Origin of the sequence: Candidatus Pantoea soli, from assembly GCF_007833795.1 — a bacterium.
In the GTDB taxonomy this organism is placed as follows: domain Bacteria; phylum Pseudomonadota; class Gammaproteobacteria; order Enterobacterales; family Enterobacteriaceae; genus Pantoea; species Pantoea soli.
This window is the reverse complement of the sequence record NZ_CP032702.1, coordinates 3,066,257-3,092,977: the sequence shown is the minus strand read 5'-3', so window position 1 is coordinate 3,092,977 and position 26,721 is coordinate 3,066,257. Positions and strand designations below refer to the sequence as shown.

Annotated in this window: 28 protein-coding genes; 13 read left to right on the top strand and 15 right to left on the bottom strand. The window is 58.9% G+C overall.

Features of this window, described 5'->3' with window-relative positions; all coding sequences use genetic code 11:
* Positions 1-117: 117 nt before the first annotated feature.
* Complete coding sequence (locus tag D8B20_RS14305) at positions 118-972, bottom strand: SDR family oxidoreductase (protein ID WP_145889484.1); 855 nt, start codon at positions 970-972, stop codon at positions 118-120.
* A gap of 100 nt (positions 973-1,072) precedes the next feature.
* Between D8B20_RS14305 and D8B20_RS14300 the strand changes: the two genes are divergently transcribed.
* From D8B20_RS14300 to D8B20_RS14265, 7 genes are all read left to right on the top strand, one after another.
* Positions 1,073-1,444 carry a winged helix-turn-helix transcriptional regulator gene (locus D8B20_RS14300; RefSeq protein ID WP_145889483.1) on the top strand — a complete coding sequence of 124 codons (372 nt, stop codon included), beginning with the start codon at positions 1,073-1,075 and terminating at the stop codon, positions 1,442-1,444.
* 548 nt (positions 1,445-1,992) lie between these two features.
* Positions 1,993-3,417, top strand: coding sequence for a cytochrome ubiquinol oxidase subunit I (locus D8B20_RS14295; protein ID WP_145889482.1), 1,425 nt, complete (start codon positions 1,993-1,995; stop codon positions 3,415-3,417).
* Positions 3,418-4,422: a cytochrome d ubiquinol oxidase subunit II gene (gene cydB, locus D8B20_RS14290; RefSeq protein ID WP_145889481.1), complete on the top strand. Its 1,005-nt coding sequence runs from the start codon at positions 3,418-3,420 to the stop codon at positions 4,420-4,422. It begins immediately after the preceding gene.
* A 22-nt stretch (positions 4,423-4,444) separates the two neighbouring features.
* Complete coding sequence (locus D8B20_RS14285; protein ID WP_370664115.1) at positions 4,445-4,591, top strand: DUF2474 domain-containing protein; 147 nt, start codon at positions 4,445-4,447, stop codon at positions 4,589-4,591.
* A gap of 207 nt (positions 4,592-4,798) precedes the next feature.
* Positions 4,799-5,662 (top strand): helix-turn-helix domain-containing protein, encoded by an 864-nt coding sequence (locus D8B20_RS14280; protein ID WP_145889480.1) that lies wholly within the window; start codon positions 4,799-4,801, stop codon positions 5,660-5,662.
* A 646-nt stretch (positions 5,663-6,308) separates the two neighbouring features.
* Positions 6,309-7,091 (top strand): siderophore-interacting protein, encoded by a 783-nt coding sequence (locus D8B20_RS14270; RefSeq protein WP_370664114.1) that lies wholly within the window; start codon positions 6,309-6,311, stop codon positions 7,089-7,091.
* Positions 7,092-7,178: 87 nt separating this feature from the next.
* Positions 7,179-7,718, top strand: a complete 540-nt coding sequence (locus D8B20_RS14265) for a PadR family transcriptional regulator (protein WP_145889478.1) — start codon at positions 7,179-7,181, stop codon at positions 7,716-7,718.
* A gap of 32 nt (positions 7,719-7,750) precedes the next feature.
* Here D8B20_RS14265 and D8B20_RS14260 read toward each other — a convergent pair whose 3' ends face one another.
* Together D8B20_RS14260 and acuI are read right to left on the bottom strand one after the other, a co-directional pair.
* Positions 7,751-8,047: an Rdx family protein gene (locus D8B20_RS14260; protein ID WP_145889477.1), complete on the bottom strand. Its 297-nt coding sequence runs from the start codon at positions 8,045-8,047 to the stop codon at positions 7,751-7,753.
* Between the two features lie 70 nt (positions 8,048-8,117).
* Positions 8,118-9,104: an acrylyl-CoA reductase (NADPH) gene (gene acuI, locus D8B20_RS14255; protein ID WP_145889476.1), complete on the bottom strand. Its 987-nt coding sequence runs from the start codon at positions 9,102-9,104 to the stop codon at positions 8,118-8,120.
* 541 nt (positions 9,105-9,645) lie between these two features.
* Between acuI and D8B20_RS14250 the strand changes: the two genes are divergently transcribed.
* Entirely contained in the window at positions 9,646-11,793 is a 2,148-nt protein-coding gene (locus tag D8B20_RS14250; protein WP_145889475.1) for an ornithine decarboxylase, read from the top strand.
* A 116-nt stretch (positions 11,794-11,909) separates the two neighbouring features.
* Here D8B20_RS14250 and mltC read toward each other — a convergent pair whose 3' ends face one another.
* Genes mltC through mutY form a run of 3 tightly spaced genes read right to left on the bottom strand, consistent with a single transcriptional unit; the run spans position 11,910 to position 14,401 of the window.
* Positions 11,910-12,989, bottom strand: a complete 1,080-nt coding sequence (mltC, locus tag D8B20_RS14245; protein ID WP_145889474.1) for a membrane-bound lytic murein transglycosylase MltC — start codon at positions 12,987-12,989, stop codon at positions 11,910-11,912.
* Between the two features lie 54 nt (positions 12,990-13,043).
* Positions 13,044-13,316, bottom strand: coding sequence for an oxidative damage protection protein (locus D8B20_RS14240; RefSeq protein WP_145889473.1), 273 nt, complete (start codon positions 13,314-13,316; stop codon positions 13,044-13,046).
* Positions 13,316-14,401 (bottom strand): A/G-specific adenine glycosylase, encoded by a 1,086-nt coding sequence (gene mutY / locus D8B20_RS14235; protein ID WP_145889472.1) that lies wholly within the window; start codon positions 14,399-14,401, stop codon positions 13,316-13,318. The genes D8B20_RS14240 and mutY overlap by 1 nt, the downstream gene beginning before the upstream one ends.
* Positions 14,402-14,555: 154 nt before the next feature.
* Between mutY and trmB the strand changes: the two genes are divergently transcribed.
* The 4 genes from trmB (at position 14,556) to D8B20_RS14215 (ending at position 18,884) form a co-directional block, all read left to right on the top strand.
* Positions 14,556-15,275: a tRNA (guanosine(46)-N7)-methyltransferase TrmB gene (gene trmB, locus D8B20_RS14230; RefSeq protein WP_145889471.1), complete on the top strand. Its 720-nt coding sequence runs from the start codon at positions 14,556-14,558 to the stop codon at positions 15,273-15,275.
* The gene (locus D8B20_RS14225; RefSeq protein ID WP_145889470.1) at positions 15,275-15,601 is read left to right on the top strand and encodes a YggL family protein; all 327 of its coding nucleotides are present in this window, start codon (positions 15,275-15,277) and stop codon (positions 15,599-15,601) included. Before trmB ends, D8B20_RS14225 begins: the two co-directional genes overlap by 1 nt.
* Positions 15,602-15,736: 135 nt before the next feature.
* On the top strand, positions 15,737-16,453 hold the full coding sequence (locus D8B20_RS14220; RefSeq protein WP_145889469.1) for a YggN family protein: 717 nt from the start codon (positions 15,737-15,739) through the stop codon (positions 16,451-16,453).
* 175 nt (positions 16,454-16,628) lie between these two features.
* Positions 16,629-18,884: an Ig-like domain-containing protein gene (locus D8B20_RS14215; RefSeq protein WP_145889468.1), complete on the top strand. Its 2,256-nt coding sequence runs from the start codon at positions 16,629-16,631 to the stop codon at positions 18,882-18,884.
* Between the two features lie 81 nt (positions 18,885-18,965).
* On the opposite strand, the gene hemW is transcribed toward D8B20_RS14215, so the two are convergent.
* From hemW to D8B20_RS14195, 4 genes are read right to left on the bottom strand one after another with little or no spacing between them, the layout of a single operon-like run.
* Positions 18,966-20,096, bottom strand: a complete 1,131-nt coding sequence (gene hemW, locus D8B20_RS14210; protein WP_145889467.1) for a radical SAM family heme chaperone HemW — start codon at positions 20,094-20,096, stop codon at positions 18,966-18,968.
* Entirely contained in the window at positions 20,089-20,682 is a 594-nt protein-coding gene (locus tag D8B20_RS14205; RefSeq protein ID WP_145889466.1) for an XTP/dITP diphosphatase, read from the bottom strand. The genes hemW and D8B20_RS14205 overlap by 8 nt, the downstream gene beginning before the upstream one ends.
* Positions 20,683-20,702: 20 nt before the next feature.
* Entirely contained in the window at positions 20,703-21,257 is a 555-nt protein-coding gene (locus tag D8B20_RS14200; protein WP_145889465.1) for a YggT family protein, read from the bottom strand.
* Positions 21,258-21,269: 12 nt separating this feature from the next.
* The gene (locus D8B20_RS14195) at positions 21,270-21,977 is read right to left on the bottom strand and encodes a YggS family pyridoxal phosphate-dependent enzyme (protein ID WP_145889464.1); all 708 of its coding nucleotides are present in this window, start codon (positions 21,975-21,977) and stop codon (positions 21,270-21,272) included.
* Between the two features lie 16 nt (positions 21,978-21,993).
* On the opposite strand from D8B20_RS14195, the gene D8B20_RS14190 reads away from it, so the two are divergent.
* A complete protein-coding gene (locus tag D8B20_RS14190; RefSeq protein WP_145889463.1) occupies positions 21,994-22,986 on the top strand; it encodes a type IV pilus twitching motility protein PilT in 993 nt (330 codons plus the stop codon).
* A gap of 80 nt (positions 22,987-23,066) precedes the next feature.
* Here D8B20_RS14190 and ruvX read toward each other — a convergent pair whose 3' ends face one another.
* The 5 genes from ruvX to endA form a co-directional block, all read right to left on the bottom strand.
* Complete coding sequence (gene ruvX, locus D8B20_RS14185; RefSeq protein ID WP_145890592.1) at positions 23,067-23,483, bottom strand: Holliday junction resolvase RuvX; 417 nt, start codon at positions 23,481-23,483, stop codon at positions 23,067-23,069.
* Positions 23,483-24,046 (bottom strand): YqgE/AlgH family protein, encoded by a 564-nt coding sequence (locus D8B20_RS14180; protein ID WP_145889462.1) that lies wholly within the window; start codon positions 24,044-24,046, stop codon positions 23,483-23,485. The genes ruvX and D8B20_RS14180 overlap by 1 nt, the downstream gene beginning before the upstream one ends.
* Positions 24,047-24,130: 84 nt before the next feature.
* Positions 24,131-25,075, bottom strand: a complete 945-nt coding sequence (gene gshB, locus D8B20_RS14175) for a glutathione synthase (RefSeq protein ID WP_145889461.1) — start codon at positions 25,073-25,075, stop codon at positions 24,131-24,133.
* 95 nt (positions 25,076-25,170) lie between these two features.
* On the bottom strand, positions 25,171-25,902 hold the full coding sequence (gene rsmE / locus D8B20_RS14170) for a 16S rRNA (uracil(1498)-N(3))-methyltransferase (RefSeq protein ID WP_145889460.1): 732 nt from the start codon (positions 25,900-25,902) through the stop codon (positions 25,171-25,173).
* Between the two features lie 73 nt (positions 25,903-25,975).
* Positions 25,976-26,680: a deoxyribonuclease I gene (endA, locus tag D8B20_RS14165; protein WP_145889459.1), complete on the bottom strand. Its 705-nt coding sequence runs from the start codon at positions 26,678-26,680 to the stop codon at positions 25,976-25,978.
* Positions 26,681-26,721 lie beyond the last annotated feature (41 nt).

Here is a 26,721-nt window from a genome sequence, read left to right as displayed (position 1 = left end):
GAATATTCTGTAAATAAGAAAAGCGCTAACGCCGGGCCCAAAAAGCGGCCGCGGCGTTGATCATTTAATGGCATAAAGCACAGGCACCGAGGCGGAATCCGGCCGCGCGACGGGGGATTATTTTGCCAGTGCTGCTTTTATCACTTCGGCAAACGGCGTCGTCGGGCGGCCAGTCAGCTGGCTGAGGCCACGGCTGTCGTCAAACAAGGCACCCTGCGCTGCGCCGGCGTCAGAGTCCGCCAGCAGCCCGGCAAAGGCTTCGGGCAGGCCGGCGGTCTTCAGGGCTTCCGCAAAGGCCGCAGGCGTCAGATTGACATATTCCACCGGCTGGCCGGACTGGCGGGCGATTTCCGCACTGAATTCGGCCAGCGTATAGCTGTCATCCCCGGCCAGTTCATAAATTTTCCCGGCCTGATCGTCACGGGTCATGACTTCGGCGGCCGCAGCGGCATAATCCTTACGCGCTGCCGAGGCAATCCTGCCTTCGCCTGCGGCACCGATAAACGCCTGATGGGCCAGTGCCGGCGCAATGCTGGCCGCATAGTTTTCCGTGTACCAGCCGTTACGCAGAATGGCATAAGGGATGCCGGAAGCGGTGATCAGCGCTTCGGTGGCGCGGTGCTCGTCGGCCAGCGCCAGCGGAGAGGTGTCTGCATGCAGCAGGCTGGTATAGGCGATAAACCTTACGCCTTCAGCTTTGGCGGCATCAATCACCGCCTGATGCTGCGCCACGCGCTGGCCCACTTCGCTGGATGAGATCAACAGCACTTTGTCTGCACCACGCAACGCGCTGCGCAGTGTTTCAGGCTGGCTGTAATCTGCCGTGCGCAGAGTCATGCCGCGCGCCTGCAGATCCTGCGCCTTCTCCGGGCTACGCACCGCAGCGATCAGCTCGCTGGCGGGGACTTTCTCTGCTAAGGCATCAATCACTAAACGGCCCAGCTGGCCGGTGGCACCGGTAATGACAATCATCCTGTTCTCCTTTATTCGGGCTGGTATGACATCAGCGTACGGAATAAACTAACTTTTAGTAAGTACTTACAGATTTGTTAGTTTGAAGGATGGGCGATAAATGGCTGAAAACCTGAGTGAAAAATTTGTACGTGGCGAGTTGCTGAACGTTAACTGTCCGTCACGCGAGGTGTTAAAGCGGATTACCAGTCGCTGGAGCGTGCTGGTGCTGCTGGCGCTGCGCGACAACACGCTGCGCTTTAGCACGCTGCGGCGGCGTATCGGCGGCGTCAGCGAACGCATGCTGGCCCAGACGCTGCGCTATATGGAAGAGGACGGATTTGTCGAGCGCATTGCTTATGACGTGGTGCCGCCGCATGTGGAATATCGCCTCACGGCGCTGGGGCGGGAAGTCGAAGGGCAGGTGATTGGGCTGGCAGACTGGCTGGAAAGTAATGTGCACCGCATTGTGAAACCGGCCGCGCGTACCTGACGCGCACTTCACGGGCGGCCGCGCCGGGAAAGCGCACGGCCGCCGGCGGGGTGTCATAACGCTGAAATAATGCGTCATGGCTCACAGATGTTACTTAAAAGCAGCAAAATAATGTCTTTTTAGTCTACAGAAATTATCTTTTAATTAACAAAGCCGAAGCGGCAGCGATTGTGCAGATTTTTTTACACCCTGCGTGACAGCACTGGCGACTGCCGTTTTGGTTGCTCCGTCAAATAATAACTAAATTAGCCAGTTACCGATTTCGCGCTATTTTCACGGCGCTGTGCTTAATAACAAAAATGTCACAATAAATTAGGCTGTTTAACCTTAACGTAGTGATTTTAAAGAATTAGTTTCTGGCAAAAACAATGATCGAAATCAAAAAATACTGTTATAGTTTTAGCCATTCCTTCTGTTTCTTTTTGTTCTCGCCGCAGCCCTTACAATTGGCGCGAATCTCTTCCGGCGTAGCTGAAAATATCTGTTCACGCCAGCTGTGTTAATTATAAGTAAAAATTCGGTGTAATCTTGTGGCAATGAGGTAAGCAATGTTTGGATTAGATGCCTTTCACCTGGCCAGGATTCAGTTCGCCTTTACTGTGTCCTTCCATATTATTTTCCCGGCCATCACCATCGGTCTCGCCAGTTTCCTGGCGGTGCTCGAAGGCATGTGGCTGAAATCACGTAACGAGACCTATCGCGATCTCTACCACTTCTGGTCCAAAGTCTTTGCCGTTAACTTCGGCATGGGCGTAGTGTCCGGACTGGTGATGGCGTACCAGTTCGGGACCAACTGGAGTGGGTTTTCGCAGTTTGCCGGCAGCGTGACCGGTCCGCTGCTCACCTATGAAGTGCTGACGGCCTTCTTCCTCGAAGCGGGCTTTCTGGGCGTTATGCTGTTTGGCTGGAACCGTGTCGGCCCGGGCCTGCACTTCTTTGCCACCTGCATGGTTGCGCTGGGTACGCTGATCTCCACCTTCTGGATTCTGGCGTCCAACAGCTGGATGCACACGCCACAGGGTTACATCATCGAAAATGGCATTGTGGTGCCGCAGGACTGGCTGAAGATTGTCTTTAACCCGTCGTTCCCGTACCGCCTGTTCCATATGTCGGTAGCCGCCTTCCTCGCCAGCGCCTTCTTTGTCGGCGCTTCCGGCGCCTGGCATCTGCTGCGCGGCAACGACAATCCGGCCATTCGTAAAATGTTCTCCATGGCGCTGTGGATGGCGCTGATCGTGGCGCCGATTCAGGCGATGATCGGGGATGCGCACGGCCTGAATACGCTGGAACATCAGCCGGCAAAAATTGCGGCAATTGAAGGCCACTGGGAAAACCCGCCGGGAGAAGCCACACCGCTGATCCTGTTTGGTATTCCCGATATGGATCAGGAGCGCACCAAATACGCCCTTGAAGTGCCGTACCTGGGCAGCCTGATTCTGACGCACAGCCTGGATAAGCAGGTGCCCGCGCTGAAGAGCTTCCCGAAAGAGGACCGTCCTAACTCGCTGGTCATCTTCTGGTCATTCCGCGTCATGGTGGCGATGGGGCTGCTGATGATTACGCTGGGTGTGCTGAGCCTGTGGCTGCGTTACAAACAGCGCCTGTATCAGTCTCGTCCGTTCCTGTGGTTTGCCCTGCTGATGGGCCCGTCCGGACTGATTGCGATCCTCGCCGGCTGGTTCACCACTGAAATTGGTCGTCAGCCGTGGGTGGTCTATGGCGTGCAGCGCACCATTGATGCGGTCTCAGCACATGGCGATCTGCACATGAGCATCAGCCTGCTGGCGTTCCTGCTGGTTTACTCCTCGGTGTTCGGTGTGGGGTATGTCTACATGATGCGCCTGATCAAGAAAGGTCCGCTGACCGGGGAAGGGAAAGATGTCCGTCACGGTGGTCCGGGTCAGGGCAAGACGCCAGCACGTCCGCTTTCTGCTGCGCATGAAAGCCTGAATGAGCCGCAGGAGGGTAAATAAATGATTGATTTCTCCATTATCTGGTTCGCGATTATTGTTTTCGCCACCCTGATGTACATCGTAATGGATGGCTTTGATCTGGGTATCGGCATCCTGTTCCCGTTCAACAAAGACGCCGTTGAGCGTGACATGATGGTGAACACAGTGGCACCGGTCTGGGACGGCAACGAAACCTGGCTGGTGCTGGGCGGCGCGGGCCTGTACGGGGCGTTCCCGCTGGCCTATTCCGTCATCGCCGATGCGCTGGCTATCCCGCTGACAGCGATGCTGATTGGCCTGATTTTCCGCGGCGTCGCCTTTGAGTTCCGCTTTAAAGCCACCGAAGAGCACCGGGCATTCTGGGATAAATCCTTCATCGCCGGCTCGCTGCTGGCGACCTTCAGCCAGGGCGTGGCGGTTGGCGCAATGATTGATGGTTTCCCGGTAAAAGGGCGTGCGTTTGCCGGTTCTGCGATGGACTGGCTGGCGCCGTTCCCGCTGTTCTGCGGCATTGGTCTGGTGATTGCCTACGCGCTGCTGGGCTGCACCTGGCTAATTATGAAAACCGAACACGACCTGCATCGTAAGATGTCAGCGCTGGCTACGCCGCTGATCGTGGCGCTGCTGGTGGTGATGGGCATTATCAGTCTGTGGACGCCGTTCACGCATGATGCGATTGCGCATCGCTGGTTCACCCGTCCAAACCTGTTCTGGTTCCTGCCGGTGCCGGTGCTGGTGCTGCTGTGCGCATGGGGTCTGGTGCGGGCGATTAAGCGCGAAGCGCACTACTCGCCGTTCCTGCTGACGCTGGCGCTGGTGTTCCTTGGCTTCTCCGGACTGGGCATTAGCGTCTGGCCGAACATTATCCCGCCGTCGGTCACCATCTGGGATGCGGCTTCACCACCACAAAGCCAGGCGTTTATGCTGGTGGGCAGCCTGCTGATTATTCCGATGATCCTGGGCTACACCTTCTGGAGCTACTACGTGTTCCGCGGAAAAATCAAAGCCGACGAGGGATACCACTGATATGCAAACTGAGGTCAGCAATATGAAAACCCATACTGAAACGAAAGCTCCCTGGTGGAAGCGCGTGCTGTGGCTGGTGATCATCTACGGCGCAAGCGTGCTGGCATTAGGTGTAGTGGCATCACTGTTTCGTATGATGATGACCGCAGCCGGGATGCGCTCGCACTGAGTGCGCACCGGACAGCGTGCACTAAACAGGCCGTCCTGCGGGGCGGCCTTTTTTATGCCAGCGTATTTAACGATTAGTTTCCTAAGCAATTAATGCGATCTCCGCCGGGGTTTCTTTACCGTTCCTTACGCTAATCATACGCTTTTGTTATATTTATGTGACGAATAACGCATAAAACCACCCCATTCCTGATTCATTCAATTAAAAATGCTTAGCCTGAATCTGAAACAACAGTACATCCACGATCTGGTGGACTGGATCGAAGCCAATCTGACCGACGAGCTCAATATCGATCTGATTACCCGGAAATCCGGCTATTCCAAATGGCACATGCAGCGCATGTTTAAAGAGATGACCGGGCAAACGCTGGCCTCTTATACGCGTAAGCGTCGCCTGACGCTTGCGGCCATGGCGCTGCGCCTGACCAGCATGCCGCTGATCGATATCGCCGTGCGCTTTGGTTTTGATAATCAGCAAAATTTTACCCGGGTATTTAAAAGTCACTTCTCCCTGACGCCGGGTGCTTATCGCCGCGTGCCGGACCTGCTGACCCGGGATTTTCACAGCCGTATTTCGGTACCGCGTAGCTGGGTGACGCCACGTCTGACCGAGCAACCGGCGCTGGCGCTATGCGGTGAGGTGGTGGAATGGGAGTGCCGCTTCGGCGAATACATTGATCAGCATCAGCATGTGGTCGCACAGCACGCGCGGGATTTCATTGCTTTTGCCGGTCAGCATGTGCGGCGCGGCTGGCTGGGCTTTCAGTATGGCCCGGGCGTGCACTCGGCCGACCAGCAGCACATCAGCCTGTTCCAGGCCCTGGAGAGTCAGTATGCCGATGTGCTGCCGCGCAACGTGCAAAACTGGACCGCGGAGCAGGGGCTGTATGCGGAAATTGACTGGCACGGCGCCCCGGAAGAGATCAACGCGTTTAATGCAGAGATTTACTACAACCTGCTGCCCTCGCTGGGCGTGGCGCGCCGTCCGGGCAAAGACCTGCTGCAGCTGGATTTGAAATACAGTACGCCCGATCTGCTGCAGGGCACGTTTTATATTCCGGTGAAGCGCTAAATATGCGTAAATCGTGCGGTGAAGTGTGACAAACCGCACGATTTTATAAAAGCCCGCGCCGGGGTGGCGTAAAATCCTCCACTGAATCCTGACCGGCCGCATCATTCACTCGCTGCCGTCCCTCAGGCTGGATCTTCATCTGCATTTCGGGTCCGTTCCGGACTACTAAACTGAAAAAAGACACTATCATGCGACTTTTACCGTTGTTTTTGTCGACAGCGCTTGTGGCGTTTTCTGCGCTGACACAGGCGCAAATGGCTGAGCCTTTCTCGCCGCCGGGTGGCTTACATCCGCATCAGTCACACTGTGCCCGACAGGAAATTTCTGGCGACAACCCGCTGCCGCAGCACAGTGCTGAAGACGGCAGCCCGTTTGCCTGCGCTCCTCATCAGGCCTGATCGCCCGCTGCCTGTACGCCGTGGACGGGCTGCGCGCCCCGCAATAGCCCGTCCGTCCCTGCTACCCGCCTGCTTTTCCCTGCTTACCTGACCAGACGATGACTGTGCCAGAGCATTTTTTGGCATTGCGCCGAAGATATATCATAGGTAGGGTTGTCGTGATTAATGAGAATCATTTTCGATAACTTACTGAGAGTGCAGTCAGGGATGCGCGCGGTTGCGCGTCCGGTGCTGCAGGGAGAGTGCCTTTGTCCGTGAAAACGCATCCGCGCGCGCCGCAGCGCGTGCGCAATGAACTGCGCTTCCGCCCGGTGACGGTGGCAAGCAAAACCTTAATTGCCGACAGCTTCTGGCGCATCGTCTTTAGCGGCAGCGAGCTGGCCGGCTTTACCTCGCCCTCGTTTGATGACCATATCAAAGTGTTTTTCCCGGCCAGTGCGGACCGGGCGCTGGTGCTGCCGCAGCTTACCGATGACGGCATCGTCTGGCCGGCGGGCGTGCGGCCTCCGGCGCGCGATTACACGCCGCTGGCGTTTAACGGTCAGGATTCGCTGACGCTGGATTTTTATCTGCATGAGGGTGGCGTTGCCAGCCGCTGGGCCGCCGCGGCACAGGCGGGGGATCAGATCGCTATTGGCGGCCCGCGCGGCTCCTGCATTGCGCCGGTGGATTACGCCTGCCAGATTTATGTCTGTGACGAAACCGGTTTACCGGCGATGAAACGCCGCCTGGTGGAGATTGACGCCCGCGAGGTTCACCTGCTGGCGTTCACCGATGAAGACACCGGGCGCGCCTACCTTGGCGATCTGCCTGGCGTGCAGGCCCACTGGTTTGGCAGCGGCAACATGCAGGCCGATCGGCTGGCGGCACCGATCGCGCAGCTGGATCGCCTGGCGCTGCCCGCAGAGGAGTATTTCATCTGGCTGACCGGGGAAGGGGAGACGGTAAAACAGCTGAGCGATTACTTCACGCAGCGTCGCGGGGCCGATGCCGATTTCATCCGTGCCGTGGCCTACTGGCATCAGAAATAACCTCAGCCGCGCCCGCCGGCGGGCGTGTTGAATTTTGCCAGGGGGCGGACTACTATCAACCTCCCTCAGTTCACCCCTGGAAAAGCCATGAAACAGCCGCAGGACGTTCCCGGCCACGCCGATGCCACACCGCCGTCTGGCTGTGGCGGGGCGCGAAAAAAACGCCGCGAACGGATGCTGGACGCCAGCGATATCCGGCTGCTGATGCTGCATTTTCTGCAGAGCGGGCCGGCGCATGGCTATGAGCTGATCAAATCCATCGAAGAGCTGTCAAAAGGGGAATACTCACCGAGCCCCGGCATTATCTATCCCAACCTGACGCTGCTGGAAGAAACCGACGCGATTCAGGTGGTGGATGTCGCAGCGTCACGCAAGGCTTATGCGCTGAACGCTGGCGGACGGGCGCTGCTGGCGGAGCAGCGCGACGCGGTGACGGCAATTATCACGCGCCTCGCCTCGCTGGCGATTCTGGTCAACAACCGCAGCATTCCGGCAATCGAACAGGCGATTGATACGCTGCGCTATACGCTGAATCACCGGCTGGCGCAGGAGCAGATTGCGCCGGAGACGGTCGCCACCGTGGTGGCGGCTTTGCGGGAAGCGGCAGCGAAGATCGCACAAAGCTGAGCGATGCCCGCCGCTGCCGCGCACGCGCCGCGTCAGGCGTCCGGCGTTTTTTTCCTGTCCACGTGCCCCAGCGGCCGATCCGGCCAGCACAGGTCGCGGACGCGCTGTTTCAGCGCGGCAGCATCCGGAAATCCGCCTTCCTGTTTCCGCTCCCAAATCACCTGACCGTCTACCGCGATCTCAAATACGCCGCCGGTGCCGGGTTGCAGCGTGACCGCGCCTAACTCATCGGCGAAGGTATGGAGCAGCTCCTGCGCCATCCACGCGGAGCGCAGCAGCCAGTTGCACTGCGTGCAGTAATGAATCGTCACTGCGGGTTTCTGCGACATGATTTTCTCTTCCGTTATCCGGTCAATGCGCTGCGCGCGACAGGCAGGGCCGCACGGCCCTGCAGTGCGATTAGGCGCGGCAATCCACGATCAGCCTTCCGCGCACCTGGCCTGCCAGCAGGCGTTCCGCACCGGCACGCGCCTCGCTGAGCGGGATCACCTGCGTCAGCTGCTGCAGCAGGACGCTGTCGACCTGCTGCGCCAGCCGCTGCCAGGCCTGCTGGCGCTGCGGCAGCGGACACATCACGCTGTCGACACCCGTCAGGGTCACGCCACGCAGAATGAAAGGCGCCACGCTGGCCGGCAGATCCAGCCCCTGCGCCATTCCGCAGGCGGCGACCACGCCATCACGCTGCACGCCGGCCAGCACGTTGGCCAGCGTGTGGCTGCCAACGCTGTCGATGGCGGCGGCCCAGCGCTCTTTGCCTAGGGGTTTGCCGGGCTGGCTCAGCGTCGCACGGTCAATCACCGACTTCGCCCCCAGCGTATGGATCAGGTACTCGCTGTCGCTGGCGCGCCCGCTGGAAGCGATAACCTCATAACCCAGCCGGGCCAGCAGGCTGACGCTGAAGCTGCCGACGCCGCCGCTGGCTCCGGTCACCAGCACCGGGCCGTGCTGCGGCGTCACGCCCTGTTTTTCCAGCGCCATAACGCACAGCATGGCGGTCAGGCCGGCGGTGCCGATGGCCATGGTCTGTAACGGACTGAGCGTCGGCGGCACAGCCACCAGCCAGTCACCCGGCACGCTGGCTTTTTGTGCCAGGCCGCCCCAGTGTTTTTCGCCCACGCCCCAGCCGGTCAGCACCGCTTCATTCCCCGGCTGCCAGGCGGCGTGACGGCTGCTGACCACCCGACCGGTAAAATCAATGCCCGGCACCATCGGAAACTGACGCACAATCGGCCCTTTATTGCAGATAGCCAGCGCATCTTTGTAATTCAGCGTGGAATAACTGACTTCGAGGGTCACTTCCTCATCAGGAAGCTGTGTTTCTGACAGATCCTGCAGGGATGTGCGATATCCCTGTTCATCATTTTCAATGACTAACGCCCTGAACATGCCGCCTCCGGCTGGTTGTAGAGAAAGGAATTCATAGTACGCCCGGCAGGCGAAGAGCGCCAGGCGGATCCCTGCTGCCTGGTTACATTCTGCATAACTTTGCATAAGTAGCGGATAGTTAAGCGTGTTTCAGTGCCGGTTTTTATTTAACATTATTAAAATCATAAAGTTATGTAAATGGCACATTGCATCATCCGGCGCGGCGCGGGTTGTCCGTGCGGGAAAAAGATGACATCATAACGCCCCGTTAATACATCGCTTTTCACCTGCTGAGGACGCTGCCATGACCGGAACAATGCACGCCTGCACTTGTTGCCGCACGCTGACCGCGCGGCGCGTCTCTGTCATGCTGTGTTCGCTTTTATCTCTCATTATGCGGTGAGGCCAGTCCGGGCTGTGCTATTGGCTAACAGTAAACCCAGAGGGACTCTGCGTTTACTGATGTCTATCGGCTACGGCCGTCGGATGTTATTCGCCGGGGCGTGTTCCCCATTGCTGTGCCACTGGCACTCACTCATCCTTCATTACGGGGATTTGTGTTATGAACCCATTAAAAATTGCTGCCAGCGCTGCGGTAGCGCCAGGCCTGAGCCTGAATACAGTGCGCGACGTGGTCACGCTGGACAATACCGATTTTACTGACGTCGCGGCGGTGGTCGTCTCGCTGGCGGATACCCGCAGCGGCATTCTGACGCTGCTGAAACAGACCGGCTTTAATCTGCCGGTGTTTATCGCCAACGCCTTTGATGAAGCCGTACTGGAACTGCCGGGCGTGACCGGCGAAATCAACGGTGCGGCGCACGAATGGGCGGCGCTGGAGCAGGCGGCGCAGGCCTACGAGGCGGAACTGCTGCCACCGTTTTTCGATACCCTGACGCGCTATGTCGATATGCAAAACAGCACCTTTGCCTGTCCGGGCCATCAGGGTGGCGCATTTTTCCGCCGCCATCCGGCTGGCCGCCAGTTCTATGAGTTCTATGGCGAGAATGTTTTTCGTTCCGACATGTGTAATGCCGATGTGAAGCTGGGCGATCTGCTGATTCACGAAGGTTCCGCCAAAGATGCGCAGAAGTACGCGGCAAAAGTGTTCAATGCTGACAAAACGTACTTTGTGCTCAACGGCACGTCCAGCGCCAACAAAGTGGTCGCTAACGCGCTGCTGACGCGCGGCGATCTGGTGCTGTTTGACCGTAATAACCATAAATCCAACCATCATGGCGCACTGATTCAGGCCGGTGCCACGCCGGTGTATCTGGAGGCTGCGCGCAACCCGTTCGGGTTCATTGGCGGTATTGATGCGCACTGCTTTGACGAGGCTTACCTGCGTGACGCGGTGCAGCGCGTTGCGCCACATCGCGCGCAGGATCAGCGTCCGTTCCGCCTGGCCATTATTCAGCTGGGCACCTACGACGGCACGGTCTATAACGCGCGGCAGGTGGTGGATCGGATCGGTCATCTGTGCGACTACATTCTGTTTGATTCGGCGTGGCTGGGCTACGAACAGTTCATTCCGCTGATGGCCGAGTGCTCGCCGCTGACGCTGACGCTGAATGAAAATGATCCGGGCATTTTTGTCACCCAGTCGGTGCATAAGCAGCTGGCCGGCTTCTCACAAACCTCGCAGATTCACAAAAAAGATAACCACATCCGCGGGCAGCAGCGCTTCTGCCCGCATAAGCGCCTGAATAACGCCTTTATGCTGCATGCGTCCACCAGCCCGTTTTACCCGCTGTTCGCCGCGCTGGATATCAATGCCCGCATGCACAAAGGGGAAGCGGGGCGCAGTATGTGGCACGACTGCGTTACCCTGGGTATTGACGCCCGCAAAGCGATCCTCGAACGCTGCACCCTGATTCAGCCCTTCCTGCCGGAACAGGTACATGGCCAGCCGTGGCAGGCGGCAGAGACCGCGGAGATCGCCGCCGATCCGGCGTACTTCAGCTTTGAACCGGGGGCAAAGTGGCACGGATTTGCCGGTTACGATCAGGATCAGTATCGCGTTGACCCGTGCAAACTGCTGCTCACCACGCCGGGCATTGATGCGGTCAGCGGTGAGTACACCGGCTTTGGCATCCCGGCGACCATTCTGGCGAACTATTTACGTGAAAACGGCATTGTGCCGGAGAAGTGCGATCTCAACTCGATCCTGTTCCTGCTGACCCCGGCAGAAACGCCGGAGAAGATGGCGCATCTGGTGGCAATGCTGGAGCAGTTCGAGCAGCACGTGCGCGAAGATGCGCTGCTGGCAGAAGTGCTGCCGGGCGTATACCGCAAAAACGTGGCGCGCTATCAGGGCTATACCCTGCGCCGTTTGTGCCAGGAGATGCACGATCTGTACGTCAGTCATAATGTCAAAGATTTGCAGCGCGAAATGTTCCGCGCAGCCTGTTTCCCGAAACCAGAAGTGAATCCGCAGGATGCCCATCAGGCCTACATTCGTGGCGAGGTAGAGCTGGTGCCGATTGCGCAGGCGCAGGGGCGCATTGCCGCCGAGGGCGCGCTGCCTTATCCGCCGGGCGTGCTGTGCGTGGTGCCGGGCGAAGTGTGGGGCGGCCCGGTACAGCGCTACTTTCTGGCGCTGGAAGAGGGCATTAACCAGCTACCGGGGTTCTCACCGGAGCTGCAGGGCGTCTATACGGAAGAGGATGCCAGCGGCCACAAGCGGTTAGTGGCGAATATGATGCTGTAAGGAAGCGGCGCCGCACTGCGCGCCGTTAGCTGGCCGCGTCTTCGTCCGCTGCCATGCTCTCTCCCGGACGGGAGAGAGCAGCGGGTGGGGCGCGGCCGGTTTCTCTTTGGCGCGGATCAATAGCGATGATAGCTGCGCTGAGCCTGGTTCACCTTATAGAGATAACGGCGTGACTCCGCAGATGGATGACTACTGGTCAGCGTCTGATACACCTGGCTGGGCGACATGCCGTTGATCAGCGAGAAGGCGCGATCTTTATCGCTGGAGAACACGCGCAGCACGCTGCCCGCCCCGCCGTTATAGGCGGTAATCACCGCGTAGCGCCGCGACAGCGGATCCTGAATGCCGCCCAGATAGTTCTTCTGCAACAGCGACAGATACGCGGTACCGGCATCAATGTTATTTGCCGGATCCAGCAGATAGCTGCGGCTCGGCTTGCCCCATTTGCCTTTCATACGGAACACATCAACGCCTGCGGTGTGCTGCACCACCTGCATCAGACCCAGCGCATCGGAGTTACTGACCGCATAGGGGTTGAAGCTGGATTCCGTCTGCATGATCGCCAGAATCAGCGAGGCATCCACGCCATACTCTTCGGCGGCTTTGCGCACCAGCGGCAGATATTTATGGGCTCGCTTATCCAGGTGGTTCGGCACCATCGGGATCGTGACCGACCAGATCACATGTAGGCCAGACGTGCGCTTCTGCAGTTTGTTCTGAATCAGGTAATCGGCAAAGTTACCGGCGCGCCCCTGCCAGCGAATGGGCTGGCCGGTGTTATCCAGCACCTGGCCGTAAAGCAGGGGCTCTTTGCTGATCTGAATGTCGTTGGCATCGGAGTAAAGATCAACATTGCCGGGATCGTCGCCGATCAAAAGCGTGGTGATGATCGCCTGACGCAGGCTGGCCATCGGATCGGTGCCGGAGATGGTCTCAATGGTGATGCTACCGCTGTCAAAGTTAATGTGACTGCGGGTGTAATAGTTGTCGCTGTATTTGACGTAATCTTTTGGCCCGGCGATCAGAACCTCATTGATTCCCCAGATATTCTCGATGTTGGCGGCAAACTGCCCCATCAGAATGTCAAAACCGTTGGTGTCCTTGACCCACTCCTCGTGGTACTGCGATTTTTTTTGTCCGGAGCAGGAAACCAGCAAAGGGGCGATCACCAGCAGGGCTATCAGTTTTTTATTCATTGTGAATGCGTGCCTGACTCGAAAAAGAGGGCCTCAAAGGGAGGCCCCGAACGTTTATTTTTCTGGCGGGGTGTAACCTTCGATATGCACATCTTTGCCTTCAAACAGGAAATTTACCATCTCCTGCTCCAGCACTTTGCGATCGGCCGGGTTCATCATGTTGAGCTTTTTCTCGTTGATCAGCATGGTCTGCTTGGACATCCACTGCTGCCAGGCTTCTTTAGAAATTTCGTTGTAGATGCGCTTACCCAGCTCACCAGGATAGAGCTGAAAGTCCTGGCCTTCAGCGTCGCGTTGCAGATAAGTACAAAAAATGGTGCGGCTCATTACTCTTCCTCTTTGGTCACACGGGTTCGCAGTTCAGGCTGCAGGGGGTGGCGCAATTCATGCAGTAAGCGCCCGACCGGCGCGGCCAGACCCACTGACGGTGGCTGGGCTAAGTTATACCAGAGACCGTGCGCTTCATCCATCAGCGACCCGGCGGAAGGCCATGCCAGCCACATCGGCACAATGTCCAGATGGAAATGGCTGAAGGTATGCCGGAAGGCGGTCAGCTGCACTGGCTGGCGGTGAATGCCGCGCGCGGCCAGCCAGTCGGTGAGCGCATCCTCGCTGCTAAACTGCGGAAAGCAGAACAGACCGCCCCATAACCCGACCGGCGGGCGCTGCTCCAGGTAGACCTCGTCGCCGTGCTGCAGCATCAGGAACCAGCCGTTGCGTACCGGCAGGGTCACTTTGGGTTTTTTACCCGGATAATCGGCCCAGTTGCCGCGGGCATAAGCCTCACAGCCGCCGTTGAGCGGGCAGATTTCACACTTAGGCCGTGAGCGGGTACAGACCAGCGCGCCCAAATCCATCATCGCCTGATTGAACTGGCTGACGCCGTCGGCAGGGGTGACTTCCTCGCTGATCTGCCACAGGCGCTTCTCGACCTCTTTTTTACCCGGCCAGCCGTCGACGGCATAGCAGCGTGCCAGCACGCGCTTGACGTTGCCGTCGAGGATAGGAAAGTGCAGCCCCAGCGAAAGCGAGAGCACGGCACCGGCAGTGGAACGGCCTACGCCCGGCAGTGCCGCCACCTCCCCGAAGGTGCGCGGGAATTCACCGCCGTGCTGCGCCACCACCTGCTTTGCCGCTTTATGCAGATTGCGCGCACGCGCGTAATAGCCCAGGCCGGTCCACAGGTGCAGCACTTCATCCAGCGGGGCGGCGGCCAGATCGGCTACCGTGGGAAAGCGCGCCATAAAGCGTTCAAAATAAGGGATAACGGTGGCAACCTGCGTCTGCTGCAGCATCACTTCGGAGAGCCAGACTTTATAAGGCGTTTTCTCCAGCTGCCACGGCAGGGTTTTACGACCGAAGCGTTGATACCACTCCAGTACCTGTTGCGCGAACTCTGGCGCCTGCATCATAAGAAGGAAATTTTCCGTGTTTACTCTACAATCAGGCAGGAATTCCAGCACAGAGACATCAGGGTGTAAACCGGAAGATTGCAAAGGCTTGCTTCTGCTATCTAACTTTGCATAATGCCCGTTTCCCTGAACAGGCTAACCAGCAGGCTTCAACATGATTAATGACGTCATCACCCCGGAATTTGATGAGAACGGGCGGCCTTTACGCCGTATCCGCAGTTTTGTGCGCCGCCAGGGGCGCTTAACGAAAGGACAGCAGCTCGCGCTCGATAATTACTGGCCGGAGATGGGCGTCGAGTACCAGGCACAGCCGCTGGATATGGTGGCGCTGTTCGGGCGCGAGGCACCGCTGGTGCTGGAGATCGGCTTCGGCATGGGGGCGTCGCTGGTCACCATGGCGCAGAACAATCCGCACCAGAACTTTCTCGGTATCGAAGTGCATGCCCCAGGCGTAGGCGCCTGTCTGGCTTCCGCGAAGGAAGCGGGCGTGACGAATCTGCGCGTGATGTGCCATGACGCCGTTGAAGTGCTGGAGAATATGATTCCGGATAACGCGCTGCGCATGGTACAGCTCTTCTTCCCCGACCCGTGGCACAAAGCGCGCCACAACAAGCGCCGCATCGTGCAGGTGCCCTTTGCGGAGCGGGTGCTGCGCAAGCTGAAGCCGGGCGGCGTGTTCCACATGGCAACCGACTGGGAAGATTATGCAACGCACATGCTGGAAGTGATGCGCAGCGTTGACGGCTTCCGTAACCAGTCAGCCACCAATGATTACGTGCCGCGTCCGGAGACGCGTCCGTTAACCAAATTTGAGCAGCGCGGGCAGCGACTGGGCCATGGCGTATGGGATCTGATGTTTGAGAGGGTGAAATAATGGCCGTACAGCGTAGCCGTCGTTTACGTAAAAAATTGCATATTGATGAGTTCCAGGAGCTGGGCTTCTCCGTTGCCTGGCGCTTTGCCGAAGGCACCTCCGAAGAGGAAGTCGACGCCACGCTGGATCAGTTCATCAGTGAGGTGATCGATCCTAACGGCCTGGCCTACGATGGCAGCGGCTATCTGGTGTGGGAAGGGCTGGTGTGCATGCAGCAAACCGGTAAATGCACCGATGAACACCGTGAGCTGGTGCGCCAGTGGCTGGAGAAGCGCCAGCTGGCAGATATTCAGGTGACGGAACTCTTTGACGTCTGGTGGGACTAAGTAGCATCACGCCGTGACGCGATACCGCGCGCCGCTGCAAAGGTGTATACCGCGCAGTGGCGCAGCATAATGCGTCACGCCGGACGCAGCCGCTTTGCTGCGTCTGTCAGACAATCCATTCCTGCAGGAGAATTCATGGTTCGTAAGGCACTTCTCGCCGCGCTATTGCTGACGGCAGCGCAGGCGCATGCTGATTACCAGTGCAGCGTTAATCCACAAGATGATGTGATCATCAAACCGCAGAGCGTGCAGGTGGTGGGCAGCAACGGCAACCTCGAAATTACCCCTCAGGGCGAGGTGACATTCAACGGGCAGAAAGCCACGGTGGACACGGCCACGCGACAGAAAGCGATTAACTATCAGAATGCGCTGCGCCGCGATCTGCCTTGGGTGGATAGCGGTGCCACCACGCGGCTGGAGCGCGGGCGCGTTGCGCTGGACAAAGTGATTGTGGAAAAGCTGGGTACGGACAGCAACGTGCGTAACCGCCTGACGACGCTGAACGGCCAGCTGAAACAGCAGATGAACCGCATCATTGAGCATCGTCCGGACGGACTGACGTTCCATCATCAGGCTATCGCGCAGGTGCGCGCGGACGGGCAGAAGCTGGTGCAGAGCACGCTGGGTGGTGTACTGCAGGACAGCCTGAACGAGATGGGCACAAAGCAGGCGGCCAGCGGCAGCAATCCGCTGCAGGCACTGATGGGCAATCTGGGCGGCTTACAGCAGTCGATTCAGACCGAATGGAATAATCAGGAGCAGGATTTCCAGAACTTCGGTCACGAAGTGTGTAACCGGGTAACGGATCTGGAAAGCCAGCGCAAAGCGCTGATGAAAAATATTGCCGGTTAATCCCCTGACGCGCTTGTGACAAAGCCAGCCCTGCGGCTGGCTTTGTGCTTTTCGCCGTGCGTCACCGATGTTGTCCTGGTTTCGGGACGAATCTGATAACGATAAAAAAGCCAGATTAATGAGTATTACGGCGGGCAAGAAGCCCGCTAAACCTATTCATTTTTAAGGAATTTTTATGTTATCTTTTGACGCCTCCGCTTCCGGAAATCATCCGTTATTGTTTCCTCCCTTCATCATCATGGCTGAACCCGGCTGGTACAACGATCCACAGAAACGCTGGGACGGTCGCGCAACGTCGCCCGACACCGTGGAGATTATTGTCAGCGTCAACGGCCAGCAAACGCAGCGCGTTCCGGTGGCCAACGGCACCTTTTCCTGGACGCCGGCGCGACCGCTGGCGGATGGCGAGTACCAGCTCAGCTTTGTTGCGGTGGATCAGGTGGGTAACCAGAGCGCGCCGCTGTATGTCAGTTACAACATCGACACCCAGCCGCCTGCCAGGCCGGTGATCGGTGCCATCGAAGATGATGTGGCAGGCGGCGTGGACAATGGCAATAGCATCAAGCGCAATGGCTATACCAACGACGACCAGCCAGTGGTGCGTGGCCAGGCAGAAGCGAACAGCCTCGTTTATCTCTATGATGGCACTACGCTGCTGGCTTCTGCCCGTACCGATGCCCGCGGCGAATGGCAGGTTCAGCTTGACCTGCCACAGGATGGCACTTACCAGCTCAGCGCCGTGGCGGAAGACCGCGCGGATAACCGCAGTACGCCGTCCGTGGTATGGACCTTTCACCTTGATACCGTCGCGCCGGCCACACCGGCCTTTCGTTACTACGCGGATGACCAGGGGCTGTATCAGGGGCAGTTTGACAACAGCCGCCCAACCGACGATCGCCGTCCGGTGCTGCACGGTGAAGCCGAAGCCGGCACTAGCGTGCGCATCCAGTACGCCGCACCAGGCGGTAAATGGATCGCTGGCGGCACGGCGAGCGTTGATGGCAACGGCCACTGGCAGTGGACGCCGCCGCAGGATCTGACGCCGGATGGCGAGTGGCGTTTCCGCACCCGCAGCAGCGATAAAGCGGGGAATGTCAGCCCGTGGAGTGACAGCTGGACGCTGAACATAGATACCCGTATCGACACCCCGCTGATCCTGCAGGCGCTTGACGACACCGGCAGCGTGCAGCCCGTGCTGCCGGGGCAGACCACCGACGATGCGCGCCTGGATTTTTCCGGGCAGTCGGAGCCATCAAGCCTGGTGACGCTGTATCAGAATGGCCTGGCGGTGGGCTCAGCCTATGCCGCCGCAGACGGCCGCTGGCGCATTACGCCGGATCGCGAGATGATGCCGGGTGCCAACAGCTTTAGCGTAAAAGCGGTGGATACGGCAGGCAACGTCAGTCCGCTTTCAGCGCCGTGGTCTGTGAACTACGCGCCGCCGCTCAGTAATACCATCGGCTGTGAGAACTGGGACTGCCGCAGCAGCCTCAACTGGCAGAGCGGCAGAACCTATCAGTATGGCGATCTGAAAGTCACCGAACTGAGCCACACCCGCAGCGTGGGCAGCTTTTACACCGGCGTAATGAATCGCCCGGATGGCTACCAAAGTCGCGCGGTGGAAATGCTGGATAACGCCGTGGTGAAGTTTGATTTTGGTGCCACTAACTACGTTGCGTTTAACTACGGACGCATCAATAACTGCGACAGTTACGTCAATATCTATTCGCCGGACGGCCAGCTGCTGGGGCGGGAATATCTGCGCCCCAGCAGCAGCAGTAACCGCGAGCAGGATTTTAACTGCTTCAGCTGGAACGCGCCGGCCGGCAAACAGATTGGCTATATCGAAGTCCACTCCGGGGAAGATCCGGACACCTACAAGCGCGTTTTTGGCTGCAGCATTCTGGTGCGGCGCGATGTCGGCTGGGTGCTGGATACCCTGCGCTGGGGCAAGCAGACCCCTGCCGCACGGCTGAAAGCGCTGCCGGAGCCGGAGGCTGAAGAGGCGGCGGGGCCCCAGCTGCATCTCACCGATGCGCAGCAGTGGCTGGCAAGTCAGGCGCAGCCGCTGGCCGGGTTCAGCTCCCTGATCCTCGCCGGTGAACAGTCACCGCTGGATTTCCAGCAGCTGACAGCGGCGCTGACGGATTTGCGACATATCGACCTCACCGGGCAGGGCGACAATCAGCTGGTGCTGGAGAGTGCGTCGCTGCTGCAGCAGGCACCGGAGGAGATGCTGACCACGCCGCAGCGCTGGACCATTGACGGCGACCGGGGCGATACGGTGCAGCTGACAGACAGCGCGCTGTTTTATCAGCAGTGGCAGCAGCAGGGAACGCAGAGCCGCGGCGGAAAACAGTGGCAGGTGTTTGAAAGCCACGATCGCAGCGCGCAGCTGTTGATCGGTGACGAGGTGGTGCTGGTGGCCTGATGGCCGGAAGGGGGCGCTGTCGGGTGCCTCCCGCCGCGATACGGCGGCCGCCCTGCGGGACGGCTGCCGTTTTCAGCGTGACTACATAAACAGCTCAAGCAGGGAGTTCAGGAACAGCTTGCCTTTTTCGGTGATCTGCCAGCTGTCCGCGCTTTCCAGTACGTAACCTGCGGCGATGGCCTGATCCATCTGCGGGCGAATGACGGATTCCTCCAGCCCGGTGTAGCGCCGGAAATCGGCGCGCGGGGCCGCTTCCAGCAGGCGGAACCGGTTCATAAAGAATTCAAACGGCTTATCTTCATCCGGAACCTCATGCTGCTTGTCCAGATAGTTACCTTTCATAAAGCCGCGCGGATGACGGGTTTTCACCGTGCGCACGATGCGTCCGTCAGGCTGGGTCAGCTTGCCGTGCGCACCGCAGCCAATGCCCAGATAGTCACCAAAGCGCCAGTAGTTCAGGTTGTGTTCGCAGCGATAGCCCGGCCGGGCGTAAGCGGAGGTTTCATACTGCTGATAACCGGCGGCGGTCAGCAGCTGGTGACCCTGCTCAAAGATATCCCACAGCGCATCATCATCCGGCAGCACCGGCGGACGTGAACCGAACAGGGTGTTGGGCTCAATGGTCAGCTGATACCACGACAGGTGCGGCGGGTTGAGCGCAATCGCCTGGCGTAAATCGTCCAGCGCCTCCTCCAGCGACTGATCCGGCAGGCCATGCATCAGGTCAAGGTTAAAGCTGCGCAGGCCCAGTCCGGCAGCCAGCCGGGCCGCGCGCACGGCCTCTTCCGGGCCATGAATGCGTCCCAGCCGCGTCAGCTTTTGCGGGCTGAAGCTCTGGACGCCAATTGAAATGCGGTTGATCCCGGCCCGCTGATAGCCGCTGAAGCGATCGGCTTCGACCGTACCAGGGTTGGCCTCCATGGTGATCTCTGCGTCAGCCGCCAGCGGCAGGCGCGCCCGTACGCCATCCATCAGCATCTGCATCGCCTCACTGCTGAGCAGGCTGGGCGTGCCGCCCCCGATGAAGAGGGTGCGCACTGTCCGTCCGGCGGTGAGCGGCAGATCCTGCTCCAGATCGCGCAGCAGATGCGCCACATAGTCGTTATGCGGCACCTCGCCTTTCAGCGCGTGCGAGTTGAAATCGCAGTAGGGGCATTTCTGCACACACCACGGAATATGAATATACAGGCTTAACGGTGGTAACTCAGGCATTGCGCATCGCTTCCAGCAGCAGCGTCAATGCTTTACCCCGATGAGAGACCGCGCGCTTCTCCTCTTTGCTCAGTCCGGCGGCGGTTTTGCCCAGTGCAGGCACGTAGAAAATCGGATCGTAACCGAAACCGCCTTCTCCGGCCGGGGCGCGGGTAATTTCCCCGTCCCAGCTGCCGTGGAACACCAGCGGCACCGGATCTGCAGCGTGACGTACATAGACCAGCACGCAGTGGAACTGCGCCTGGCGCTGACCGTCCGGCACATTCTCCATCGCCAGCAGCAGCTTTTCCAGATTCTGTTGATCGCTGGCTTCTGCACCGGCATAGCGCGCGGAGTAGATACCCGGCGCGCCGCCCAGCGCATCCACCGCCAGACCCGAATCATCGGCAATTGCCGGTAAGCCGGTGATCTGCGCCGCGTGGCGCGCTTTGAGAATGGCGTTTTCGATAAAGGTCAGGCCGGTCTCTTCTGCTGACGTCACGCCCAGTTCGGTTTGCGCCACGATATTGAGGCCAAAGGCCGCCAGCAGGTCGGCCAGTTCACGCACTTTGCCGGGATTACCGGTGGCGAGCACAACTTTTTGCATAATAGTTCCGGATTAATAAATTACAGCAGGTACCAGAGGCCCGGGAACAGATCCATCCCGAGGAAATTCAGGGCATACAGCACCAGAATCACAATCATGGCTGAGAAATCAATGCCGCCCATCGCCGGCAGAATGCGGCGGATCGGTGCCATCAGCGGTTCGGTCAGCTGAATCAGCACATAATCCATTGGACCGCGGCCCTGACTGATCCAGCTCATCAGCGAGCGGACAATGATCACCCAGAACACCAGATACCCGGCCGACTTCACCAGCGACAGCAGGCCAACCAGCAGGTTGGTCGGGTCAACCGAGAACACGCCCACCTGAATCAGCAGCAGGATCGGGTATTTCAGCGTCGTCAGCACAAAGGCCAGCAGCAGCGATGCCGTGTCTATCGGCCCCAGTGCCGGAATAATGCGGCGCAGCGGTTTCACCACGGGCTGGGTGATCTTCACCACAAACTGCGCCAGCGGATTGTAAAAGTCACAGCGCGACCACTGCATCCAGATGCGCAGCAGCAGCACCATCACGTACAGGTCGATCAGCGTTTTGACTAAAAACGTCAGTGTTAACATGAGGTTCCTCAATTATTGTTGTGAAGGTCGCGCATACTCCCGCGCGCCAAATATGGCGGTGCCAATGCGCACCATGGTGCTGCCTGCGGCGATAGCGGCATCCATATCGTCGCTCATGCCGAGCGAAAGCGTATCCACCGCCGGATAATCGCGCTGCAGCGCACGGAACGCGTCGGCCATCTGCTGACATACCGCCAGCTGTCGCGCGTAATCCTGCTCCGGTGCCGGTATCGCCATCAGGCCGCGCAACCGCAGGTGCGGCAGGGCGGCAATCTGCTGCGCCAGCTCGCCTGCTGCCTCCAGCATGATGCCAGATTTGCTGTGCTCGTCACTGATATTTACCTGAATTAACACGTTAAGCGGCGGCAGGTGCGCCGGACGCTGGTCGCTGAGGCGCTGGGCAATACGCAGGCGATCCACGGTATGACACCAGGCGAAATGCTCGGCCACCAGACGGCTTTTATTGGATTGCAGCGGGCCGATAAAGTGCCACTGCACATCGGGATGTGCGGCCAGCGCGGCCACCTTTTCAACCCCTTCCTGTACGTAATTTTCGCCAAACACCCGCTGTCCGGCTGCGATAGCTTCTGCGATCGCGCCCGCAGGTTTGGTTTTGCTCACTGCAACCAGGGTAATTTCTTCTGGCGCGCGGCCGCAACGCGCAGCCGCAGCGGCGATACGCTCGCGCACTTGCTGTAGGTTGTGCTCAATGGAAGTCATAGTCAGGAGAAGTTAAATGGAGTTGGATGAACTGGTGGCGCTTAGTGTAAAGCATAATGCGGCCGATCTGCACCTGTGCTGCGGACATTTGCCGCACTGGCGGCGGCAGGGCGTGCTGGAACCCGTTCCGCAGCAGGCGGTGGTGAATGAGCGCTGGCTGAGCGCCTTTAGCGCAGAGTGGCTTACGGCGGCGCAGCAGAGCGAGCTGCAGCAGAACGGGCATCTCGATTTTGCCCTGATGCTGCGCAGCGGCGTGCGGCTGCGGGCCAATCTGTTTTTGCAGCGGCACGGGCTTTCGCTGGCGCTGCGGGTGATCGCCAGTGAGATACCGGCGATCGCGGCGCTGGATCTGCCCGCCGTGGTGAACACGCTGCTGCAGCTTGAAGAGGGGCTGATCCTGATAACCGGTGCCACCGGCAGCGGCAAATCCACTACGCTGGCCGCGCTGGTCGATACGCTGAACCAGCAGCAGGCGCGCCATATTATCACGCTGGAAGATCCCATTGAGTTTGTGCACAGCAGCCGGCAGTCGCTGATTCAGCAGCGCGAAATCGGCACGCACTGCGCCTCTTTTCAGCACGGCCTGAAAGCGGCGCTGCGTGAAGATCCCGATGTCATTCTGCTGGGAGAGCTGCGCGACAGCGACACCATCCGGCTGGCGCTGACCGCCGCCGAAACCGGCCATCTGGTGCTGGCAACCCTGCATACGCGCGGGGCCACTCAGGCGGTGGATCGGCTGGTGGATGTGTTTCCGGCAGAGGAGAAGAACCTGGTGCGCACGCAGCTGGCGGGCAGCCTGAAAGCCGTACTGGCGCAGCGACTGGTGGCTGCCAAAGCCGGCGGCAGAATAGGCCTGTTTGAGGTGCTGGTGGCCACGCCCGCCGTCAGTAACCTGATTCGCGAGGGCAAGCTGCATCAGCTGCCCGGCGTTTTGCAGACCGGGGCGCAAACCGGCATGCAGACCTTTGCCCAGAGCGAAGCCGCAAGGCGGCAGGCCGGGCTGCTTTAAGTCTCGTATGCGCGCCCGGCAGGGGGCGCGGCAGGAAATGCCTGCGGCACAGCGCAGGCCGCAGAAAAAGAGGCGCAGGCTTAGTGCGTTTCGAACCAGTCCTGCAGAATAATCACCGCCGACTGCGAGTCAACCTGGCCTTTCTGCAACGCCCGGAAACCGCCACGGGCGAACAGGTCGGCGCGGGCTTCAACGGTGCTGAGACGCTCATCCTGCAGCTCCACGCGCACGCCAAAGCGGCCATGCAGGCGGTTAGCAAACTTACGTGCCCGCGCGGTCAGCGGCTGTTCGGTGCCGTCCATATTCAGCGGCAGGCCCACCACCACGTAATCCGGCTGCCACTCTTTCAGCAGTTTGCCAATCTGTTCCCAGTCTGGCGTGCCGTCCTGCGCCTTCAGCGCCGTCAGCGGACGTGCCGTACCGGTAAGCTGCTGGCCGATTGCCACGCCGATGCTTTTGGTGCCGAAATCAAAGCCGAGTAAAGTTTCACCGGCCATCATGCGTGTCCTGCATCGCTGGTCATATTGTGGATATCCACGCCCATGCTGCGCGCGGCTTCGCGCCAGCGTTCGGCAATCGGCGTGTGGAACAGAATATTGCTGTTGGCAGGCGTGGTCAGCCAGGCGTTTTCCAGCAGCTCATTCTCAAGCTGGTCTTTTTCCCAGGCGCAGTAACCCAGCGCCACCAGCACGTTATCCGGCTGCGCCGCTGTGCCAATCGCTTCCAGCACATCACGCGACGTGGTGATCACCGTATTATCGGAGATGCGAATGCTGGAAGAGTAGGTACGCTGCGCAGAGTGCAGAATGAATCCGCGGTCTTCTGCCAGCGGGCCGCCGGCAAACACCGGTTTATCCAGCTTGATGGCGGGGTCGCGCTCGGACGGGCTGATTTTCAGCTTTTTCAGAATGCCTTCGACCGTCAGGTTTTCCATTGGCTTGTTTACAATCAGGCCCATGGCGCCGTCTTCGTTATGCTCGCAGATGTACACCACCGAGCGTTTGAAAAACGGATCCTGCAGCGACGGCATCGCAATCAAAAAATGGTGCTGTAAATTCATTATCACTCGTTACCAAAAATAGCCGGCGCTGAAGCATCAGCGCCGGCCTGGGTGGTTCACGGAGCTTTCACTCCTGCGGCATCCTCAGCCCAGGCGTTTTTCAATCGCATCCATCAGCATGCCGGTAATCGACACCGGGAAGGCGGCTTCGATTTCACGCACGCAGGTTGGGCTGGTGACGTTAACTTCAGTCAGTTTATCACCGATGATATCAAGGCCGACAAAAATCAGCCCTTTGGCTTTCAGTACCGGGCCAACGCGACGGGCAATTTCCCAGTCGCTTTCGCTCAGCGGACGCGCTTCACCACGGCCACCGGCCGCCAGGTTGCCGCGGGTTTCACCGCCCTGCGGAATACGCGCCAGGCAATAAGGAATCGGCTCGCCGTCTACCACCAGCACGCGTTTGTCGCCTTCTTTGATCGCCGGCAGATAGTTCTGCGCCATGCAGTAGAACTGGCCATGCTGCGTCAGGGTTTCGGTGATCACGCCAAAGTTCGGGTCATCCTGTTTCACGCGGAAAATGGACGCGCCGCCCATGCCGTCAAGCGGCTTGAGGATCACATCGCCGTGCTCCTGCCAGAAGGCGCGCAGCTGCTCTTTGTTGCGCGTAACCAGCGTGTCCGGCGTCAGGTCGGCAAACCAGGCGGTGTAGAGCTTTTCATTACAGTCGCGCAGGCTTTGCGGTTTGTTCACAATCAGTGTGCCTTGCTCTTCCGCGCGCTCCAGCAGGTAGGTGGCGTAGATGAATTCCGTATCAAACGGCGGATCTTTACGCATCAGCACGACGTTCAGATCGGCCAGTGCAATGGTCTGCTCGCTGCCGAAGCGGTACCACTGTTCATAATTCTGTTCCACGCTCAGCAGGCGGGTGCGGGCATAGGTGACGCCGCCACGCAGGGAGAGATCGCCCATTTCCATGTAGTGAATTTCGTAGCCACGGCGCTGCGCCTCCAGCAACATGGCGAAGCTGGTGTCTTTTTTAATATTGATGGACGAAATCGGGTCCATAACAATGCCAAGCTTAATCATTATTCTCTCCTCAAAGGGGATTCAGCGACGCCATTCCATGCGAAAGCGTTGTGCTGGTCAGTTATCTGCGTGTGTCTTCGGGCCGGAATTATCCCTTAACCGAGATCGCCAAACCTCACCTGAAGTGCCGTGATCGCGGTGAGGGCGGTGGTCTCAGTGCGTAAAACGCGCGGCCCCAGCAGGATATCGGTGAATCCGTGCTGCGCCGTCATGGCAATTTCCGCGGCGGATAAACCGCCTTCCGGGCCAATCAGCAGTCGTATGCGTTCAGCCGGCTGTGGCAGCGTATTGATGCTGTGGCTGGCGCGCGGATGCAGATTGAGCTTCAGGCCCTCTTCGGCTTCTGCACACCAGGCCTCCAGCGTCATCGCTTCACGAATTTCCGGCACGCGATTGCGGCCGCACTGCTCGCAGGCGGCGATGGCAATCTTTTGCCACTGCTGAATTTTCTTTGCCAGCCGCTCAGCATCCAGCTTTACGCCGCAGCGTTCAGAAAACAAGGGCGTAATCACATTCACGCCAAGCTCGATCGATTTCTGAATGGTGAACTCCATTTTTTCCCCGCGCGACATCACCTGGCCGAGGTGCAAGTGTAGCGGGGATTCGCGATCGTCAGGCTGGCTGGCAAGAATCTTTACTTTTACACGCTTTTTGTCGGCCTGGGTGATTTCAGCCTGAAAAGTCAGATTACTGCCATCAAACAGCTCAAGCGCCTGTCCGGCGCTCATACGCAGCACGCGTCCGACGTGGTTAGCGGCATCCTCGTCAAGGTCAATTTCACTGTTAACGGTCAGCGTTTCGGGGTGATAAATGCGGGGTATGCGCATGCGGTTCCTGCCTGCGTTATGCCGCATCACCGGATGCGGCCCAATCGAAAAAAGCTAGTGTAGGGTAGCGCTTTCAGCGCTGGCAAGCCTGCTGAACGTAAGCGTTGTGATTTCCCTGCACCTGCGCAATCCGGTTATCGCGTTCGCACTCCCACGCGGTTACCGGATACTGTTTATCCCATACGCTAAACAGCTGGGTTTGCTGGCGGGAGAGGCGCAGATGATATTGATCGCGCATATAGAAATAAGTGCGGGCGATGGCGCCGCGTGCGCGCTCCGGCGGCTGGGCAAGCTTCTCTTTGAAATCCACTTTCATGCTGCACTGACCGTACGGCTGCTCACCGCCGTTCCACTGGCTGTACTGAAAGTTGTTGCGGTCACCGTTGACTTCACCGATGGCCGGCTGCAGGTTGTGCAGGTCGCTTTCAATACGGCGATAGTCGGCATCTTTGCTGCAGTTTTTCCGGCCGCCGTGCTGCCAGCACTGGCGCTGATGGCCGAACTCCCAGGCGGGCATCACGTGTTCCCATTCAATGCGCCCGGCACGGTTGGCGTTTTTCCGCACGCTGTAACCGCAGCTGCTGAGATCCGGCACGCCCTTTTTGCCCTGCCAGTGGATGCGACAGCCGCAGTAGAAATCCGGTGCACCGGCATTGATCTTTGCCGCCACCGCTTTGGCCTGCTGGAAGTTATTCTGCTGATAGTGGCTGACGCTGAGGCTGAAGGCGCTCAGGGGCGTAATAAGAAGAGAGAGTAATAACAGCGTTTTGCGAGACATATTCCAAATACTAACCCGGTACGAAAAAGGGCGGCAGGGTA

Bases quoted from the DNA above. Each gene is read 5' to 3' on its own strand.
- mltC (WP_145889474.1), bottom strand. From the start codon at position 12,989: ATGAATAAAAAACTGATAGCCCTGCTGGTGATCGCCCCTTTGCTGGTT.
- D8B20_RS14250 (WP_145889475.1), top strand. From the start codon at position 9,646: ATGAACCCATTAAAAATTGCTGCCAGCGCTGCGGTAGCGCCAGGCCTG.
- D8B20_RS14240 (WP_145889473.1), bottom strand. From the start codon at position 13,316: ATGAGCCGCACCATTTTTTGTACTTATCTGCAACGCGACGCTGAAGGC.
- D8B20_RS14215 (WP_145889468.1), top strand. From the start codon at position 16,629: ATGTTATCTTTTGACGCCTCCGCTTCCGGAAATCATCCGTTATTGTTT.
- D8B20_RS14200 (WP_145889465.1), bottom strand. From the start codon at position 21,257: ATGTTAACACTGACGTTTTTAGTCAAAACGCTGATCGACCTGTACGTG.
- D8B20_RS14295 (WP_145889482.1), top strand. From the start codon at position 1,993: ATGTTTGGATTAGATGCCTTTCACCTGGCCAGGATTCAGTTCGCCTTT.
- mutY (WP_145889472.1), bottom strand. From the start codon at position 14,401: ATGATGCAGGCGCCAGAGTTCGCGCAACAGGTACTGGAGTGGTATCAA.
- ruvX (WP_145890592.1), bottom strand. From the start codon at position 23,483: ATGGCCGGTGAAACTTTACTCGGCTTTGATTTCGGCACCAAAAGCATC.
- D8B20_RS14305 (WP_145889484.1), bottom strand. From the start codon at position 972: ATGATTGTCATTACCGGTGCCACCGGCCAGCTGGGCCGTTTAGTGATT.
- gshB (WP_145889461.1), bottom strand. From the start codon at position 25,075: ATGATTAAGCTTGGCATTGTTATGGACCCGATTTCGTCCATCAATATT.
- D8B20_RS14205 (WP_145889466.1), bottom strand. From the start codon at position 20,682: ATGCAAAAAGTTGTGCTCGCCACCGGTAATCCCGGCAAAGTGCGTGAA.
- D8B20_RS14285 (WP_370664115.1), top strand. From the start codon at position 4,445: ATGAAAACCCATACTGAAACGAAAGCTCCCTGGTGGAAGCGCGTGCTG.
- D8B20_RS14220 (WP_145889469.1), top strand. From the start codon at position 15,737: ATGGTTCGTAAGGCACTTCTCGCCGCGCTATTGCTGACGGCAGCGCAG.
- D8B20_RS14260 (WP_145889477.1), bottom strand. From the start codon at position 8,047: ATGTCGCAGAAACCCGCAGTGACGATTCATTACTGCACGCAGTGCAAC.
- D8B20_RS14190 (WP_145889463.1), top strand. From the start codon at position 21,994: ATGGAGTTGGATGAACTGGTGGCGCTTAGTGTAAAGCATAATGCGGCC.
- D8B20_RS14180 (WP_145889462.1), bottom strand. From the start codon at position 24,046: ATGAATTTACAGCACCATTTTTTGATTGCGATGCCGTCGCTGCAGGAT.
- D8B20_RS14265 (WP_145889478.1), top strand. From the start codon at position 7,179: ATGAAACAGCCGCAGGACGTTCCCGGCCACGCCGATGCCACACCGCCG.
- rsmE (WP_145889460.1), bottom strand. From the start codon at position 25,902: ATGCGCATACCCCGCATTTATCACCCCGAAACGCTGACCGTTAACAGT.
- trmB (WP_145889471.1), top strand. From the start codon at position 14,556: ATGATTAATGACGTCATCACCCCGGAATTTGATGAGAACGGGCGGCCT.
- D8B20_RS14195 (WP_145889464.1), bottom strand. From the start codon at position 21,977: ATGACTTCCATTGAGCACAACCTACAGCAAGTGCGCGAGCGTATCGCC.
- D8B20_RS14300 (WP_145889483.1), top strand. From the start codon at position 1,073: ATGGCTGAAAACCTGAGTGAAAAATTTGTACGTGGCGAGTTGCTGAAC.
- endA (WP_145889459.1), bottom strand. From the start codon at position 26,680: ATGTCTCGCAAAACGCTGTTATTACTCTCTCTTCTTATTACGCCCCTG.
- D8B20_RS14280 (WP_145889480.1), top strand. From the start codon at position 4,799: ATGCTTAGCCTGAATCTGAAACAACAGTACATCCACGATCTGGTGGAC.
- D8B20_RS14225 (WP_145889470.1), top strand. From the start codon at position 15,275: ATGGCCGTACAGCGTAGCCGTCGTTTACGTAAAAAATTGCATATTGAT.
- hemW (WP_145889467.1), bottom strand. From the start codon at position 20,096: ATGCCTGAGTTACCACCGTTAAGCCTGTATATTCATATTCCGTGGTGT.
- acuI (WP_145889476.1), bottom strand. From the start codon at position 9,104: ATGTTCAGGGCGTTAGTCATTGAAAATGATGAACAGGGATATCGCACA.
- cydB (WP_145889481.1), top strand. From the start codon at position 3,418: ATGATTGATTTCTCCATTATCTGGTTCGCGATTATTGTTTTCGCCACC.